Source organism: Rhodovulum marinum (assembly GCF_004343075.1).
Classification (GTDB): Bacteria; Pseudomonadota; Alphaproteobacteria; order Rhodobacterales; family Rhodobacteraceae; genus Rhodovulum; species Rhodovulum marinum.
The window spans coordinates 543759-560140 of the sequence record NZ_SLXP01000001.1 but is presented as its reverse complement, the minus strand read 5'-3'; the positions used below and the strand labels follow the sequence as shown (position 1 = coordinate 560140).

Annotated in this window: 18 protein-coding genes; 8 read left to right on the top strand and 10 right to left on the bottom strand. The window is 67.1% G+C overall.

Going from position 1 to position 16382, the window contains the following annotated elements; genetic code table 11:
* Nucleotides 1–171: 171 nt before the first annotated feature.
* A complete protein-coding gene (locus EV662_RS02755) occupies nt 172–987 on the bottom strand; it encodes a zinc-ribbon domain-containing protein (protein WP_132460585.1) in 816 nt (271 codons plus the stop codon).
* Nucleotides 988–1150: 163 nt separating this feature from the next.
* Here EV662_RS02755 and EV662_RS02750 point away from each other — a divergent pair, with 163 nt between their 5' ends.
* From EV662_RS02750 to EV662_RS02740, 3 genes are read left to right on the top strand one after another with little or no spacing between them, the layout of a single operon-like run.
* A complete protein-coding gene (locus tag EV662_RS02750; RefSeq protein ID WP_132460584.1) occupies nt 1151–1828 on the top strand; it encodes a cell division ATP-binding protein FtsE in 678 nt (225 codons plus the stop codon).
* Entirely contained in the window at nt 1825–2727 is a 903-nt protein-coding gene (locus EV662_RS02745; RefSeq protein ID WP_243695745.1) for a cell division protein FtsX, read from the top strand. The genes EV662_RS02750 and EV662_RS02745 overlap by 4 nt, the downstream gene beginning before the upstream one ends.
* A gap of 1 nt (nt 2728) precedes the next feature.
* Nucleotides 2729–3463: a lysophospholipid acyltransferase family protein gene (locus EV662_RS02740; protein WP_132460583.1), complete on the top strand. Its 735-nt coding sequence runs from the start codon at nt 2729–2731 to the stop codon at nt 3461–3463.
* Nucleotides 3464–3509: 46 nt separating this feature from the next.
* Here EV662_RS02740 and EV662_RS02735 read toward each other — a convergent pair whose 3' ends face one another.
* The 4 genes from EV662_RS02735 to EV662_RS02720 form a co-directional block, all read right to left on the bottom strand.
* Nucleotides 3510–3941 carry a hypothetical protein gene (locus tag EV662_RS02735; RefSeq protein ID WP_132460582.1) on the bottom strand — a complete coding sequence of 144 codons (432 nt, stop codon included), beginning with the start codon at nt 3939–3941 and terminating at the stop codon, nt 3510–3512.
* Between the two features lie 135 nt (nt 3942–4076).
* The gene (locus EV662_RS02730) at nt 4077–5036 is read right to left on the bottom strand and encodes an acetyl-CoA carboxylase carboxyltransferase subunit alpha (RefSeq protein ID WP_132460581.1); all 960 of its coding nucleotides are present in this window, start codon (nt 5034–5036) and stop codon (nt 4077–4079) included.
* 140 nt (nt 5037–5176) lie between these two features.
* Entirely contained in the window at nt 5177–6259 is a 1083-nt protein-coding gene (gene cysK / locus EV662_RS02725; protein ID WP_132460580.1) for a cysteine synthase A, read from the bottom strand.
* A 226-nt stretch (nt 6260–6485) separates the two neighbouring features.
* Complete coding sequence (locus EV662_RS02720; protein WP_132460579.1) at nt 6486–7445, bottom strand: L-malyl-CoA/beta-methylmalyl-CoA lyase; 960 nt, start codon at nt 7443–7445, stop codon at nt 6486–6488.
* A 294-nt stretch (nt 7446–7739) separates the two neighbouring features.
* On the opposite strand from EV662_RS02720, the gene dgcN reads away from it, so the two are divergent.
* The 3 genes from dgcN to EV662_RS02705 are packed head-to-tail and all read left to right on the top strand — an operon-like array spanning nt 7740 to nt 10603.
* A complete protein-coding gene (dgcN, locus tag EV662_RS02715) occupies nt 7740–8741 on the top strand; it encodes an N-acetyltransferase DgcN (RefSeq protein ID WP_132460578.1) in 1002 nt (333 codons plus the stop codon).
* 9 nt (nt 8742–8750) lie between these two features.
* Nucleotides 8751–9716 carry an N-acetyl-D-Glu racemase DgcA gene (gene dgcA / locus EV662_RS02710; protein WP_132460577.1) on the top strand — a complete coding sequence of 322 codons (966 nt, stop codon included), beginning with the start codon at nt 8751–8753 and terminating at the stop codon, nt 9714–9716.
* A gap of 26 nt (nt 9717–9742) precedes the next feature.
* Complete coding sequence (locus EV662_RS02705) at nt 9743–10603, top strand: D-amino-acid transaminase (RefSeq protein WP_132460576.1); 861 nt, start codon at nt 9743–9745, stop codon at nt 10601–10603.
* A 68-nt stretch (nt 10604–10671) separates the two neighbouring features.
* On the opposite strand, the gene EV662_RS02700 is transcribed toward EV662_RS02705, so the two are convergent.
* The 3 genes from EV662_RS02700 to EV662_RS02690 form a co-directional block, all read right to left on the bottom strand.
* Entirely contained in the window at nt 10672–12318 is a 1647-nt protein-coding gene (locus tag EV662_RS02700) for a SulP family inorganic anion transporter (RefSeq protein ID WP_132460575.1), read from the bottom strand.
* A gap of 138 nt (nt 12319–12456) precedes the next feature.
* Nucleotides 12457–12774: a DUF1244 domain-containing protein gene (locus EV662_RS02695; RefSeq protein WP_132460574.1), complete on the bottom strand. Its 318-nt coding sequence runs from the start codon at nt 12772–12774 to the stop codon at nt 12457–12459.
* 15 nt (nt 12775–12789) lie between these two features.
* Complete coding sequence (locus tag EV662_RS02690; RefSeq protein ID WP_132460687.1) at nt 12790–13530, bottom strand: N-formylglutamate amidohydrolase; 741 nt, start codon at nt 13528–13530, stop codon at nt 12790–12792.
* 139 nt (nt 13531–13669) lie between these two features.
* On the opposite strand from EV662_RS02690, the gene pyk reads away from it, so the two are divergent.
* Entirely contained in the window at nt 13670–15115 is a 1446-nt protein-coding gene (pyk, locus tag EV662_RS02685; protein ID WP_132460573.1) for a pyruvate kinase, read from the top strand.
* A 32-nt stretch (nt 15116–15147) separates the two neighbouring features.
* On the top strand, nt 15148–15372 hold the full coding sequence (locus EV662_RS02680) for a hypothetical protein (protein ID WP_132460572.1): 225 nt from the start codon (nt 15148–15150) through the stop codon (nt 15370–15372).
* A gap of 50 nt (nt 15373–15422) precedes the next feature.
* On the opposite strand, the gene EV662_RS02675 is transcribed toward EV662_RS02680, so the two are convergent.
* Nucleotides 15423–15800, bottom strand: a complete 378-nt coding sequence (locus tag EV662_RS02675; RefSeq protein ID WP_132460571.1) for a NifB/NifX family molybdenum-iron cluster-binding protein — start codon at nt 15798–15800, stop codon at nt 15423–15425.
* 16 nt (nt 15801–15816) lie between these two features.
* The gene (locus tag EV662_RS02670) at nt 15817–16155 is read right to left on the bottom strand and encodes a vWA domain-containing protein (protein WP_132460570.1); all 339 of its coding nucleotides are present in this window, start codon (nt 16153–16155) and stop codon (nt 15817–15819) included.
* Nucleotides 16156–16382: the final 227 nt, after the last annotated feature.

Below are 16382 nucleotides of genomic sequence, written 5' to 3'. Positions count from 1 at the left end.
GAAGGCGGCCCTTGGGCGGATGCGCCGACTATGGCGTTTGCGCCGATGAGAGTTCCGCCGAAAAGAATGAACGGACCCGTCTCGCGATCACCCTTGAGCGTCGGTGTAGCGCGTCATGCCCGGGTTGCCGGGATGAATGGGGCAGTGGCGAAAAGTGCGGCCTTACGGCGATCAGTCGCCGTTGCCCTCCAGGGCCCGCGTCGCTCCCTCCAGCGCCTGCGGCACCGCCGTGTTCAGCCAGACCCTTACGCCGTCGATGAGGTCCGTATAGGTGGCCATCGGTGTTTCGAGCGCGGGATGAAGACTGGCAATGTTCGGCGCCATCAGGTAGGCCGCAAGTGCCGCCGTCGCGGCCAGCACGACGATGCCGAACCCCCGCCGGAACGCGCTGCGTTCCTGTGCGTCCTGTTCCTCGGCGGTGACGATGCTGTCGGCGCCGCGGTCGGAACTGGCATTCAGCGTCGAGTTGATCTCTTCGATATCGGGCAGCAGGTCGCGCCGGGGCATGGCGGTTGCGCTGGCGCCTTGGGCCGGCGCGGGCTCGGCCGCGTCGGGGGCGGGCGGTGGGGTCGTCGCGCTGTCGAGACCGAGATCGGGTTGGCTTGAAAAGGTCTCGGTGGTCGCTTCCTGTTCGCGGGCGCGCTGTTCGCGCTCGGCCTCTTCCTTGAGGATGTTCAGCACCGAGGCATCCAGCGCCCGCCTGGGGGTGGCTGCCGGGGGGGGAGATTCAACCGCCGCATCCCCCGGGTCGGCATCGCCGCCGTTATCCGGGTCGGGTTCAGAAACGCCCGGGGTTTCCTCGTGCCAACCGACATTTTCGGGCTCGGGTGTGTGGGGGGCGGAGGCGGATTCTTCGGTTGCGGTGCCGTCGGGGTGCTGGAACCACGTATGGCCGCAATTGGAACACTGGACATCGCGCCCGTCGTCCGGGATGACCGCGTCATCCACTTCGTACTGGGCGTCGCAATTCGGGCATGTCAGTCGCATTCCGCACCCTGCCTCGACCCGTTTCCGGGCACGGGCCCTGCCTGTTGTTTTGCCGATGTTGTATCAGGGCTGTGGAAAATTCAAAGCCTTTGAGGCCGCATCCGATTGAAACCGGGCCGGGCCTCGGGCAATACGGAAGCCGGTTGAGCGGCGGAGCGGCCTTGTGATCGAGCTGGAAGACGTGTCCCACAGCTATGGCGGCGGCGAGCTTCTCTCCGGTATCTCGCTGAAGCTGGAACCGGGGTCGTTCCACTTCCTGACCGGGCCTTCAGGGGCGGGCAAGTCCACCCTGCTGAAGCTGTGCTATGCCGAACTGACGCCCAGCCGGGGCCGTGTGCGCCTATTTGGCGCAGAGCTTGGCGGCATGGACCGCGACGCGGTTGCGCGCACCCGGCGCCGGATCGGAGTGGTGCACCAGGATTGCCAGTTCCTCGACCATCTGCCGCTGTCCGAAAACATCAGCCTGCCGCTGCTGGCGGCCGGTCGCGATGTCGCGGCTGAAGCGGGGAACCTGAAGGAACTGATGGCCTGGGTCGGGCTGGAGGCGCAGGCCGGGTCGTTGCCGCCGCAGCTGTCGGGGGGCGAACGTCAGCGCGCCGCGCTGGCCCGCGCGGTCATCATGGCCCCCGATGTGATCCTGGCCGACGAACCCACGGGCAATGTCGACTGGGAAATGTCGCTGCGGATCCTGCAATTGCTGATCGAGCTGAACCGAATGGGCAAGGCGATCCTGGTGGCAACACATGACCTGAACCTGATCCGCGCGGCCAAGGCCCATGTCGCCGCGCGCGTTCTGCGGATCAAGGGTCGGCAACTTCTGCTGGCGGGGGCGGACCTTTGAGGCGCCTGCCGGCCCTCGGGGACGCCTTCGCGGGCGATCCGGGCGCGGATCGTATCGTGCCGCCTTCGGGGTTCACGGCGCGGCTGACCCAGTTCACCGCGGCGGCCATGGCGTTCCTTGCGGTCTTCGCGCTGGCGTTGTCGCTGGCCGCCGGGCGGTTGGCCGACCACTGGGGCGAGGCGCTGGCGCGGACCGCGACGGTGCGCATCTCGGCGCCCGAGGGGCAGATGGCAACCCAGACCGATGCCGTGCTTGCGGTGCTGGCGACCACGCCCGGTATCGCCGGCGCCCGGTTGATCCCCGAGGACGAGCAGCGCGCCTTGCTTGCGCCCTGGTTCGGCCCGGACCTGCCGGTCGAGAGCCTGCCGTTGCCGCGCCTGGTCGAAATCACGGAAACCGCCGAGGGCATGGATGCCGAGGCGCTGCGGCTGCGGCTGTCCGGCGAGGCGCCGGGCGCGGTGCTGGACGATCACACCCGCTGGCGCCGGCCGCTGGTCGAGGCGGCGGGGCGGCTGCGCCTGCTGGGCTGGCTGTCGATCGGGCTGATCGGGGCGACGATGGCGGCGATGATCGCGCTGTCGGCCAACGCAGCACTCGCCGCCAATGCGCGGGTGATCGAGGTGCTGCGCCTGGTGGGCGCGCGCGATACATTCATCGCGCGCGCCTTCGTGCGCCGGTTCACCCGCCGGGCGTTGGAAGGCGCGGCGATCGGAACCGCCGCGGGAATGGTGGCGGTTGCGGTTCTGCCGGGGGATGGGGCCGGGCCGGGTGTCTTGACCGGGTTGGGCTTTCGCGGGCTGGACTGGCTGTTACCGCTTGCTTTGCCTCTGATTGCTGCGGGCGTGGCCTTTGGGGCCACGCGGCTGACGGCGATGCGCGTGCTGAAAGGGATCACGTGAGATGCGTTACATCGTCCAATACCTGCGATCGTTGATATTCGTCGGGCAGATGTACCTGGCGATGCCGGTCTTCGGCCTGATCTACACGATCCCGGCGCTGATCTCGAGGGCCTGGGCGTTTCATGCCGTCCACCACTACGCCCGCTGGGTCCGCTGGACCGCGCGCTGGATGGTGGGGCTGCGCTCCGAGGTGCGCGGAGAGCCGCCCTCGGGCGAGGTGCTGATCGCCTCCAAGCACCAGTCGTTCTTCGATATCATCATCCTTGTCAGCGTCGTGCCGCGGCCGCGGTTCATCATGAAGAAGTCGCTGAAATGGGCGCCGATCCTGGGGTGGTACGCGATGCGGATCGGCTGCGTGCCGGTGGACCGGGGCAAGCGCGGCCAAGCCATCGCGGCGATGGTCGACGGGGTGGCGAATGGCAGGCAGGAGCCGGGCCAACTGATCATCTATCCCCAGGGCACGCGTGTCGCGCCCGGCGCGACCCGTCCCTACAAGGTGGGTGCAGGGGTGCTTTACCAGCAGTTCGGCCATGATTGTGTGCCGGCGGCAACCAATGTGGGCGTGTTCTGGCCGCGCACCGGCATCTACCGAAAGCCGGGGCTAGCGGTGGTCGAATTCCTGCCGACAATCCCGGCGGGTAAACCCCTGGGCGCCTTCATGGGTGAGTTGGAACAGGTCGTCGAAGGCGCCTCGAACCGGTTGATGGCCGAGGCTGGGTTCCACAAGCGGGACTAAGCGCGCAGCCCGGCACCAGGCCGCGCCGCGCAATGCGCTCTGGCCGTTACTCGGCGGCGGTGGCGTGTGCCGCGGTCGGGATGTCCAAGCGCGGCCGCAGCTTGCGCACCGGGCGCGGCGTGTCGGATTTCGGCACGCGGCGCGGCCGCACCGTGACCTCGACCGGTTCGCTTTCAAGCCGTGCCAGTGACTGATGGTGCTGAAGCTGCAGCATCATCTGTTGCATCTGGCGCATCAGGTCGCGTTCGGGACCGCGGCTGCGCCGGAACACCAGCACCTCGCGGGCACGCGTCCGGGCGAACGGCCAGCGGCCCACCCGGCTGGACATGATTTCGGCGCCGACGAAATCCCAGCCGCCCGCGCCCATCTCGTTCATGATTTCGGTCAACGCGGCGGAAAAGGCCTCATCGCTTGTCAGCCCGCCGAAACGGCCAACGCGTGCCGGTGCCGGAATCGCAGTGAACTCGTAATTCTGCATCGCAAAAACAACCCCCAAAACCCGGCCCCATGAAACACGGATGCCGGCACCGCCTGCAAGGTGCCTTGGGGCGAAATGCCGGCAATACTGTGTCCACAATATGGCAACGGCCGGCCGTGGGCGGCCGGGGGGGCCTCAGGCGGCCAGGCCCTTGGACCCCATTTCGAGGAATTTCCGCCGCCGCTCGGCAATGAGTACGGCGCGGTCCTTGGCCGACAGTTCCTTCAGCATCACGCGAAGATTTCGGCCCACCGCCTCGATGGTTTCGTCGCGCCCCCGCTGGGCGCCGCCCAGGGGTTCGGCGATGATCCGGTCGATCACGCCCAGTTTCAGCAGGTCCTGCGCGGTCAGCCGCAATGCCTCGGCCGCCTCGCGCATCTTCTCGGCATCCTTCCACAGGATCGAGGCACAGCCCTCGGGCGAGATCACCGAGTAGACCGAGTGTTCCAGCATCGCGATGCGGTTCGCCGTGGCGAAGGCCACCGCGCCGCCCGATCCGCCCTCTCCGATGATGACACTGAGCAGGGGCACGCCGATCTGCAGGCATTTCTCGGTCGATCGGGCGATCGCCTCGCTTTGCCCGCGCTGTTCGGCCCCCTTGCCGGGATAGGCGCCGGGCGTGTCGACCAGGGTGATCACCGGCAGCCCGAAACGGTCGGCCATGTCCATCAGGCGCACCGCCTTGCGATAGCCCTCGGGGCGGGCCATGCCGAAATTCCGTTCCAGCCGGGTCTTGGTGTCGAAGCCCTTTTCGTGGCCGATCACCACCACCGGCTGGTCGTCGAACCGCGCCAGGCCGCCCATCACCGCTTCGTCCTCGGCAAAGTTCCGGTCGCCGGCCAACGGCGTGTATTCGGTGAACAGCGCCTCGATGTAGTCCTTGCAATGGGGCCGGTCGGGGTGGCGGGCGACCTGGCATTTCCGCCAGGGCGTCAGGGTCTTGTAAAGTTCCTGCAGCATCGCCGCCGCCTTGCGGTCCAGCGCGGCGGCCTCTTGTTCGACGTCCATCTCGGGGTTGGCCCGGGCCATCGCCCGGAGTTCTTCGGCCTTGCCCTCGATCTCGGCCAGCGGCTTTTCGAATTCGAGATAGTTCATTCCCGGGCTCCTTGCTGCTGGGCGCGTATATGACGCCCGCCTGCGCGATTTGCAACGGCGCCGGCGGGGGCGGGCCTGTCCTCGCCGCCGCAGGCCCCGGCACCTTGGCCGGGGCGGAATGGCGCAGGGTGGGCGCTGTCCTAGCCCAGCCGATACCCCGGGGTAGAGGCCGAGATCGCCCGTTCCTCGTCGTCCATCTCTTCGGGGACGCCGTCGAACAGCGGGGTCGAAAGATACCGTTCGCCGGTGTCGGGCAGCATGCACAGGATCACCGATCCCGGCTCGGCCCGTTCCGCGACCTGCACCGCCACGGCAAAGCTGGATCCGCCTGAAACACCGGTCAGGATGCCTTCCCTACGCGCCAATTCCCGTGCCCACCGGATGCCGTCCGGGCCAGCCACAGGGATAAGCTCGTCGTAATAGCCCTTGTCCAGCGTTTCCTGCAGCACCAGCGGGATGAAGTCCGGGGTCCAGCCCTGGATCGGGTGCGGCTCGAAGGCGGGATGGCTTTCGTCGGGCTCGCCTTGAGCGTTGCGTTTCTGGGCATGGCCCGAGGCAATGAGCTGGGCATTGACCGGTTCGCTCAGGACGATCTTCGTCTCGGGCCGTTCCTTGCGCAGCACCCGGCCGATGCCGGTCACCGTGCCGCCCGTGCCATAGCCCGTCACGACGTAGTCCAGCCGCTGCCCGTCGAAATCGGAAAGGATTTCCCGCGCGGTCGTTGCCTCGTGGATGTCGGCATTGGCCGTGGTCTCGAACTGGTGGGCCAGGAACCAGCCGTTCGCGGCGGCCAGTTCCTGCGCCTTCTTCACCATGCCCATCGCCTTGTCCGCCTTGGGTGTCAGGACGACCTTGGCGCCCAGCATCCGCATCAGCTTGCGCCGTTCGACCGAGAAGCTCTCGGCCATGGTGATCACCAGCGGATAGCCTTTCTGCGCGCAGACCATGGCCAGCCCGATGCCGGTGTTTCCGCTCGTCGCCTCGACCACGGTCTGGCCGGGTTTCAGCCGTCCCTCGCGTTCCGCCGCCTCGATGATGTTCACCGCCAGACGGTCCTTGACCGAGGCGCCGGGGTTGAACGCCTCGGCCTTGACGTAGATCGTCACATCCTTCGGCCCGAGGTTGTTGATCCGGATCGCGGGCGTGTCCCCGATCGTGTCCAGCACGCTGTCGAAAAGCCGCCCGCGCCCGGCGGTCGTTCGGATGCTGTTCTGCTCGGCCATGATCGTCTCTCTTTCCCTGTTGGGCCGCGGTCCGACCCGCTGTGAATCGCGCGGGACAATAGCAGATCGGGGCGTGAGCGCACGGGGCGCGACCAAGCGTGGCCCAGTTAGGAATGCTGTCGGCCCGACGGTCATCGCGGGGGAATGGACGTTCCGTGCGCGCCCGCCGAAATGAAAACGGGGCCCGCCGGGGCCCCGTTTCTTGGGTTCGCGTTCCGGTCGCGCATCACTGCGCGGCGATCATCTCGGCCTGTTTCACGATCACCTCGGCCTGCTTGATCGAGGCGATGTCCACAAGGCGCCCCTTGTAGACGGTCGCGCCCGCACCCTCGGACTTGGCCTTTTCCATCGCGGCCAGGATCTCGCGCGCCTCGGTCACGGCCTCTTCGGAGGGGGTGAACACCTCGTTGGCCAGCGCCACCTGTTTCGGGTGGATCGCCCATTTGCCCACCATGCCCAGCGTGGCCGAGCGGCGCGCCTGCGCATAGAAGCCCTCGTCATCCGAGAAATCGCCGAACGGCCCGTCCACGGGCAGCACGCCATGGGTGCGGCAGGCGGCGACGATGGCAGCCTGCGCCCAGTGCCACGGGTCCGACCAGTATTTCGCGCCCTCGCGGTGCATGTAGTAGTTTTCCTGCGTGCCGCCGATGCCGGTGGTCTGCATCCCCATCGAGGCCGCGAAATCGGCCGCGCCCAGCGACATTGCCTGAAGCCGGGGCGAGGCCGCGGCGATCTCTTCGACATGGCTGATGCCGGCCGCCGATTCGATGATGACCTCGAAGCCCAGCCGCTTCTTCCGCCCCATCGCCTGTTCGATGGAACTGACCAGCGCGTCCACGGCATAGATGTCGGCCGCACAGCCGACCTTGGGGATCATGATCTGGTCCAGCCGCTCGGACGCCTGTTCCAGCAGGTCGACCACGTCGCGATACCAGAAGCCCGAATCAAGCCCGTTGATCCGCACGCTGAGGGTCTTGTTGCCCCAGTCGATACCGCCGATCGCCTCGATCACGTTCTTGCGGGCCTGCGCCTTGTCGTCGGGGGCGACCGAATCCTCGAGGTCGAGGTTGATCACGTCCGCCGCGCTGGCGGCCATCTTTTCGAAGATCTGCGGGCGCGACCCCGGGCCGAACAGCTGGCAGCGGTTCGGTCGGGCGACGGGGGTGGGCTGGATGCGAAAGCTCATGGGCGGTCTCCTTGAAAGGATGTGTCCGATGGATCGGCCTTGGGGATAGAATCTTGCGCGTCCGGCGGCAAGTGATTTCGCCGCAGCGCAGCAACAGAAGCCGTGATTCGTCCGAGATACGCTGTGCCGCGCGATGCTTTCAACGTTACAGTCCGATTTGGTGCAATAAATTCACTTAATTATGAGACAAAGACGAAGATTATTCACGCTGCGCATGCGCTGTCCGCCAAGATCGGCAGGACATCCCCAGGCCCGACGCTAGGCTCTGGCTCAACAAATCGAGGATGCGCCGCGATGATCGAAACCCCCTATCTGCTGTTCCTGGGCGATGCGCCCGACCCGCTGGCCGCGAAGGTGGCCCAAGGCATCAAGGACTGGCGCCCCGAGAATGCGCTGGGCCAGTTCCGCATGGAGGGCTGCAAGGCGGATCTGCGTCTGCCCGACATGACATTGGAAGAGGCGAGGGCGGCGGGGGCGAAAACCCTGGTGATCGGGGTGGCCAACCGTGGCGGTGTCATCAGCCCGGCGTGGAAAAAGGTGCTGGTGAACGCGCTGGAAGAGGGGTTCGACCTGGCCAGCGGTTTGCACAACCTCTTGCGCGACGAACCCGACCTGGTGGCGGTGGCCGAAGCGACGGGCCGGGCCCTGCACGATGTGCGCGTCCCCGAGGTGAAGTATCCCATCGCCAACGGCAAGCGGCGGACCGGCAAGCGCTGTCTCGCCGTGGGGACCGATTGTTCGGTCGGCAAGATGTATACCGCGCTTGCGATGGATCGCGAGATGCAGGCGCGTGGCATGAAGGCCACGTTCCGCCCCACCGGGCAGACCGGGATCCTGATCACCGGCGACGGCGTGCCGCTGGACGCGGTGGTCGCCGATTTCATGGCCGGCGCGGTCGAATGGCTGACGCCCGACAACGACCCCGACCACTGGGACCTGATCGAGGGGCAGGGCAGCCTGTTCCACGTTTCCTATTCCGGCGTGACCCTGGCGCTGATTCATGGCGGGCAACCGGATGCGCTGATCCTGTCCCACGAACCGACGCGGCCGCACATGCGGGGTCTGCCCGACTACGCGCTGCCTTCGCTGGAGGCGCTGCGCGACCTGTCGCTGACGGTCGCCCGCGTGGCGAACCCGGATGTTCAGGTGGTCGGCGTTTCAGTGAACACCGCGGCGATGGACGAGGACGCGGCGATGGCCTGTCTTGCCGAGATCGAGGCACGGATGGGGCTGCCGACGGTCGACCCGTTCCGGCAGGGCGCGGGACGTCTGGTGGATGCGCTGGCGGCGGTCTAGTCTGGCGTCATGGAAATCACCGTCACCCCCGAAAGTTTTCGCCTGAAAGAGGCATTCACCATTTCCCGCGGCTCGCGCACCGAGGCGCGGGTGCTGACCGTGCGACTCATGGCCAACGGCGCGGCCTGCTGGGGCGAATGCGTGCCCTACGCCCGCTACGGCGAAACGGTCGAGAGCGTCACCGCCCAGATCGAGGGCTTGCCGGACAAGGTATCCCGCGCGGACCTGCAGGCGCTTTTGCCCGCGGGGGCAGCGCGCAACGCCGTCGATTGCGCGCTGTGGGATCTTGCGGCCAAGCGGGCGGACAGGCGGGTTTGGCAATTGGCCGGTTTGCCCAAGCCCAAGCCCGTGGTCACCGCATACACGCTGTCGCTGGACACGCCCGAGAACATGCGCGCGGCGGCGGCGAAACACGCCCATCGCCCGCTGCTCAAGATCAAGCTGGGGACGCCCGACGACATGCCGCGGCTGGAGGCAGTGCGCGAGGGGGCGCCGAAATCCCGGTTGATCGTCGATGCAAACGAGGGCTGGACCGCCGAGATTTATGCCGAGCTTGCCCCCCACCTGGTCCGTCTCGGGGTGGACCTGGTCGAACAGCCGCTGCCGGCCGATGCCGACGACATGCTGGCCGAGATCGAACGCCCCCTGCCGGTCTGCGCGGACGAATCCTGTCACGACCGCGCCTCGCTGCCCGCGCTCAAGGGCAAGTATGACATGGTCAACATAAAGCTGGACAAGACCGGCGGGCTGACCGAAGCGCTGGCGTTGAAAAAGGCGGCGAAAGCCCAGGGGTTCGGCATCATGGTGGGCTGCATGGTGGGATCGAGTCTGGCCATGGCGCCCGCGGTGCTGGTCGCGCAGGGCGCGGCGGTCACGGATCTTGACGCGCCGCTGCTTCTGGCCGAAGACCGCCCCAACCCGCTGCGCTATGACGCGGCTGGCGTGCACCCGCCCGCGGCCCTGCTCTGGGGCTAGCGCCCGAGAAGGAAAGGACCATCGCGATGAGCCGCACCGTCTATGTCAACGGCGCCTATGTCCCCGAGGAAGAGGCCCGGGTTTCGGTTTTCGACCGCGGCTTCCTGTTCGCCGACGGGGTCTATGAGGTGACCAGCGTTCTGGATGGCAAGCTGCTGGATTTCCACGGCCATGCCGCACGGCTGGAGCGGTCGCTCAGGGAGCTGGACATGGCGTCGCCGGTCACGATGGACGAGTTGCTGGCGATCCATCGCGAACTGGTGGAACGCAACGGCGTCACGGAAGGGATGGTCTATCTGCAGATCACCCGGGGTGCCGCGGCCGATCGCGACTTCGTCTTTCCCGACCCTGACAAGACGCCCTCGACGCTGGTGCTGTTCACCCAGTCCAAGGGCCTGATCGACAGCGCCGCGGCGCGGACGGGTATTCGCGTGATCTCGATCGACGACATCCGCTGGGGCCGGCGCGACATCAAGACGGTGCAGTTGCTTTACCCGTCCATGGGCAAGATGATGGCCAAGAAGGCCGGTGCCGATGACGCGTGGATGGTCGAGGATGGCGTGGTGACCGAGGGGACCTCGAACAACGCCTATATCGTGAAAGGCAACAAGATCATCACCCGCCACCTGGGCACCGAGATCCTGCACGGGATCACGCGGGCGGCGGTGCTTAAATTCGCGCGCGAGTCCCAGATGGAAATCGAGGAACGGCCCTTCACCATCGAAGAAGCCAAGGCCGCAGACGAGGCTTTTGTCACCTCGGCCTCGACTTTCGTGACGCCGGTGGTTGCCATCGACGGCGTTTCGCTGGGCGACGGCACGCCGGGCGCCGTGGCGCGGCGGTTGCGGGAAATCTATATCGACGAAAGCCGCAAGGCGGCGATCTAGCCCGGGTCCGGTCAAGGCGCGCGGCGATTGTTTTTCCGGCGCATCCGCTGCCTGACGAAATCGCGCGCTTAGACCGGTCCCATCTCTCGCGCCTGCGCCGTGTCCGGCGCCGTGGCCGTTTCGGACGGCAGGCCCGCGGCGCGCAGCATTTGCAGGTGCTGCGGGCGCGGCGCGGCCAGCGTGACCGCCATGCCCAGCCCCAGCGCCTTGCGGATGAACCCGGTCAGGCTGTGCGCGCCCGTCATGTCCAGCAACGGCACGTCTGCGAGATCGAGGATCAGGTGCCGGGGGCGTGCCACGATCCTGTCCAGCACGCTTTCGATCACCGGGGCCGAGCCGAAGAAATACGCCCCCGTCAGCCGCAGCACGACGGTCTGGCGCGTCTCGCCGCGGTCTTCGGGGCGGGGGGCGGTGTCGGCCTCGTCCAGCATCGCGTCGACCCCGCTCATCTGCGCCATGCGATGCAGGAAGACCAGGGCGCCCAGTGCCAGGCCCAGGATGATCGCCTCGGTCAGGTCGCGCAGAACGGTTGTAACCAGCGTCGCGATCAGAACCACTGCCTCGGCCCGCGCGGTGCGGGCCAGTGTCACGATGGCCTTGATGTCGATCATGTGCAGCGCGACCGAGACCAGCACGCCGGCCAGCGCTGCCAACGGGATCGCGCTGGCGAGGGGGGCCAGCAGCAGCACGATGGCCAGCAGCGCCAGCGCGTGGATCATCCCAGCAGCCGGGCCGTGCGCCCCGGCCCGCACGTTGGTCGCGGTCCGCGCGATTGTCCCGGTCACGCAGAACCCGCCAAAGCACGCCGCGCCCATGTTGGCGATGCCTTGCCCGATCAGTTCCGCGTTCGAGCGATGCCGCCGCCCGGTCATCGAGTCCGCCACCACCGCCGACAAGAGCGACTCGATGGCGCCCAAAAGCGTGAAGGCCAGCGCGTCCGGCAGCACGGCCTGTACCTTCTCCAGCGAGAAATCCGGAAGGGCAGGCGCGGGCAACCCCTGTGCGATGCCGCCATAGGCCGACCCGATGGTCGGCACGTCGAGGCCCAACAGCCACACGGTGAACCCCGCCAGCGCGATCGCGGCCAGCATGCCCGGGAAGCGTGGCGCATAGCGGCGCTGTGCGAGGATCAGGCCGAAGGTGCCGATCCCCAGGGCCAGGTTCAGCGGGCTTAGGGTGGGCAGCGCGGCCCACAGCACGGGCAGTTTTTCCAGGAACGGCCCCGGTTCCGCCCCGTCGAGTGTCAGCCCCAGGAAGGGGCGCATCTGGCTGGCCAGGATGATCGCGCCGATCCCGGCGGTAAAGCCCACGGTCACCGGGTAGGGGATATATTTCACGAACCCGCCCAGCCGCAGCGCCCCCAGGGCGAGCAGCATCACCCCCGACAGGAAGGTGGCCAGCATCAGCCCGTCCAGCCCGTGGCGTTGAACGGTGGCCATGACCAGCACGATGAAGGCGCCGGCCGGGCCGCCGATCTGGTAGCGGCTGCCGCCGAGAAGCGAAACGAGGAACCCGCCGATAATGGCTGTGATCAGCCCGCGGTCGGGCGGCACGCCCGAGGCGATGGCGATGGCCAGCGACAGCGGCAGGGCGACCACGGCCACGGTCAGCCCCGCCACGATGTCGGCACGGAAGGCGCGCAAGCCGTAGCCTTCGGCAAGAACGGTCAGGATCTTCGGCGTGAACTGGACCAAAGGCGTTTGGGCGGGCGTCATGGCGCTTTCACCGGGTAATGGGCGAACGGACTCGCCCTGCTGGCGGGCGGCCGCTGACGGGCCGCGTGGCGTGGTCGAGTCGCGCCGCACTCTACTCTCATTCCGCGCCGGAGCGAGAGGGCATTCCGGCGCGCCCCGTTACCCCTTGTGCTGGCCCACGTTCTCGGCGAAGGCCGTGTCGAAGGCGGCCTGCTTCTCGGGGCTGGCCTCGGTCTGGTGCGCGGCCTTCCAGTCGTCATAGGGCATTCCGTAGAACGCCTCGCGCGCGGCCTCTTTCGACATCTCGATGCCGTGCTCGGCGGCAGCTTCCTGCATCCAGCGCGACAGGCAGTTGCGGCAGAACCCGGCCAGGTTCATCAGGTCGATGTTCTGAACGTCCGGCCGGTCGTCCATCAGGTGCTGGCGCAGCCTGCGGAAGGCCGCTGCCTCGATCTCGGTGCGGGTCGCGTCATCCATGTTTTCCCCTCCCATCTACAGGCCGGTTTCGGCCAGCGCCTCCTCCAGGATCGGTGCCAGCCGGTCGGCCCAGGCGTCCTGGTCCTCTTTGGTCGCGATCACGTCGTTGCGTAGCTCGATCAGCACGTTGGGCACGCCATGCGCGATGGCGTGGCGGTCGACAGCGTCACCGGGCAGGTGGCCGCCATAGGGCTCGTTCTCGCCCACGCACAGGTCGGGTTCGCGCCGAAGCCGGTCGATCAGCGGCCGCGCCAGCCGGTCGTCGGCGGCATGCAGGATGCCGATCTGCCAGGGCCGGTCGCCGCGGCCGTTCAGCCGGGGCGTGAAGCTGTGGACCGACACGAACACGGTGTCCGGCCGCCGCGTCACAAGCCGCGCCAGTTCCGCGTCATAGGGCCGCCAGAAGGCATCCAATCGGCGTTCGATCTCGGCATCGTCAATGCCGCGATTGGCCGGGATCACCGTCCCGTCATACAGCCGCATCACCAGTGTCGGGTCGTCCGCGCCGCGGTTCGGGTCGATCACCAGCCGCGAGAAGCGCGTCATGGTCAACGGCGCGTTCAGCACCTGGGCCAGCCGCTGCGCGACGCCCGCCGCGCCGGGATCCCACGCGATGTGGCGGGCCATGTCCTCGGGGGCGATGCCGAGATCCCCGCCGTTCACCGAGACGGGCACGAGGTTGGTGGCGTGATCGCAGGTGACGAGCCAGCGGGACGTGCGCCCCGCCTCGATCGTCTCGAACGGCCGATAGGTCATCTGGGTGTCATCTTTCACGGTAACATCCCTATAGGACAGACGCGACCCAAGCGCCAGTTGTCACCTCGCCGGGTTTCGTCCTAAAGAGGAGCGGCCGGCGCCATTCGGGCAAGCCGCGCCAGACAACAGATGAGGCAGGATGAGACGCCTTCGCAACCTCAAGATAGTGGCCACCCTCGGCCCCGCGTCCGACGATTACGACATGATCCGCAAGCTGTTCGAGGCGGGGGCCGACGTCTTTCGCCTGAACATGAGCCATGGCAGCCACGACGAGATCGCCCGCCGGCATGCGATCATTCGCCAGATCGAGAACGATACCGGCCGGCCGATCGCGATCCTTGCCGACCTGCAGGGCCCCAAGCTGCGCTGCGGGGTTTTCGCCAATGGCGCGGCCGAACTTGAGGATGGCCAGGATTTCCGTCTCGACCTCGACCCGGCACCGGGCGAGGCGCATCGCGTGCAACTGCCCCACAAGGAAATCTTTGCCGCGCTGGAACCCGGCTCGACCCTTCTGGTCAACGACGGCAAGATCCGGTTGAAGGTCAAGGAATGCGGCCCCGATTTCGCGAACTGCGAAGTGGTCGTCGGAGGCACGATTTCGAACCGGAAGGGCGTGAACGTGCCCGACGTCGTGCTGCCGGTGGCGGCGCTGTCGGACAAGGACAGGCGCGATCTCGATTTCGTGCTGGATCTCGGCATCGACTGGGTGGCGCTGAGTTTCGTGCAGCGCCCCGAGGACGTGACCGAGGCGCGTGGCATCGTCGGCGACCGCGCCGCGATCCTGTCCAAGATCGAGAAACCCGCGGCGGTGAAATGCTTTGACGAGATCCTTGCCGTTTCGGACGGGATCATGGTCGCGCGCGGTGACCTGGGCGTGGAAATCCCGGTTCAGAATGTGCCGCCGATCCAAAAACGCCTGGTCCGCGCCTGCCGGGCGGCGGCCAAGCCGGTGATCGTGGCCACCCAAATGCTGGAGAGCATGATCGAAAGCCCCGTGCCGACCCGGGCCGAGGTGTCCGACGTCGCCACCGCAATCTACGAGGGCGCCGATGCGGTGATGCTGTCGGCGGAATCGGCGGCCGGACAATACCCGATCGAGGCCGTCACCACGATGGACAACGTCGCCATCGAGGTCGAGAGCGATCCGGTCTACCGCGACATCATCGAGGCCAGCCGCCAGGCGCATCGCTCCACGGTGGCAGACGGTATCGTCGCCGCCGCGCGCGAGATCGCCGAAACCGCCGAGATCAAGGCGATCTGCTGCTTCACCGAGTCGGGCACGACCGCGCTCAAGACCGCGCGCGAACGGCCGCGCGTGCCGATCCTGGCGTTGACGCCCTATGCCGCGACGGGGCGGCGGCTGTGCCTGTCCTGGGGCATCAACTGTTTCTTCAATGACAAGGTCGAGCGGTTCAAGATGGCCGTTGTCAGCGCGGCGCGGGCCGCGCGCGAGGGCGGCTATGGCGATGGCGAGGACCGGATCATCGTGATCGCGGGCCTGCCGTTCAACATCCCCGGTTCGACCAACATCCTGCGCGTGGCGCCCTGCGAGGAAAGATTGATTTTCAACGTCGAGCCCGAATAATGGCCTGAAACCAATCCAACCGGAGGCCGTCGATGCAGGCCGACCTGTTTCTCGTCATCGGCGTGGTCGTGGGAATACTTGCCGTACCGGCGCTATTGTCGGCCTTTACCCATGGCCATGCGCCACGGGCGGCGGCGATCATGGTGCTGATCTCGGGCGGGTTGATCGCCACCGCCGTGTCGCGAAATCCCGCGGGCTACACGGTCGAGGACGTCCCGAAGGTGTTTTCCAGGGTCATCAATCGCTACGTAAACTAGCGCCCCCGGGGGGGGCGGTGCCGGCCCCCCGGGGATGTCGGACACCGATCCTAATGGTCGCAGCACCCGGCGTCATCGTGGTCATGATCGTGATCGTGCGGCGCAGCGGGGGCCAGGCAGCCGTCGACGAAGGCGCGCGCGGCTAGGGCCGGATCGGTTTCCGCGGTCGCGACCGCCACGATCCCCCGGGCGGCCATGCGACGGGAAAATCCGGCACCGACACTCGCCGCGATGATCGCTTCCATGTGGTACAGCGGGTGATCCCCCTCGCCGTGGAAATCGTGCAGCGCCATGCCCTTGGGCAGGTCGATCCGGTCGATTTCGCGGGCGGGTTGGCCGGGTTGCGCCTCGTAGACAAGGAAGCGCCGGGTCTTGCCCACATGGGGGGTCACGGTGCGAAAATTCTGGCTGGCAACGGCAATGCGCATGGTTGGGGTCCCTGGGTCAATGGTAATCGTCGGCATCACGCCCGCGCAGGAGCGTCCGTCCGGAGGTTTGCTGTAACATGCCATCGGCCACGACGACGATGTGGCGGGGCTTGTCGCGCGACAGCATGGAATCGAAGGCGGCGCGTTCGCTGGTCCATCGTGGCGCGCCCTTGGCGATCATGTCCGTCTGTCCGGAATCCGGGCGCGTGGCCTGTTTCATCATGCGGTCCTGCCGTCGTTCGGTCTCGATGTTCGGGCAAGGCGTGGTGTGCAACGGGGGTGGCGTGTTGAACGCGGTCCGGCAATGACGCGCGGTTCCGCCGATGCAAAGGCCGAGGACGAATTTTCCGAACATGGGCCAGTCCTTTGGACAAGGGGGGCGCGCGGGGTAGGAACGGGCACCCGGCGATCTGGTCTCGCCGGACGTGTCGGTGGTGACGCCACAGAACACCGGCGCGGCAGGGCGGTCTGTGACTTCATCACCTAACCCGATTATTTTTATCAGAAAAGGGGTGCGCGAAATATGCGGCACCTTTTGGCGGTCGTCTAGACCATGGCGCGCGAGACGTGGGCCTTTCCCCT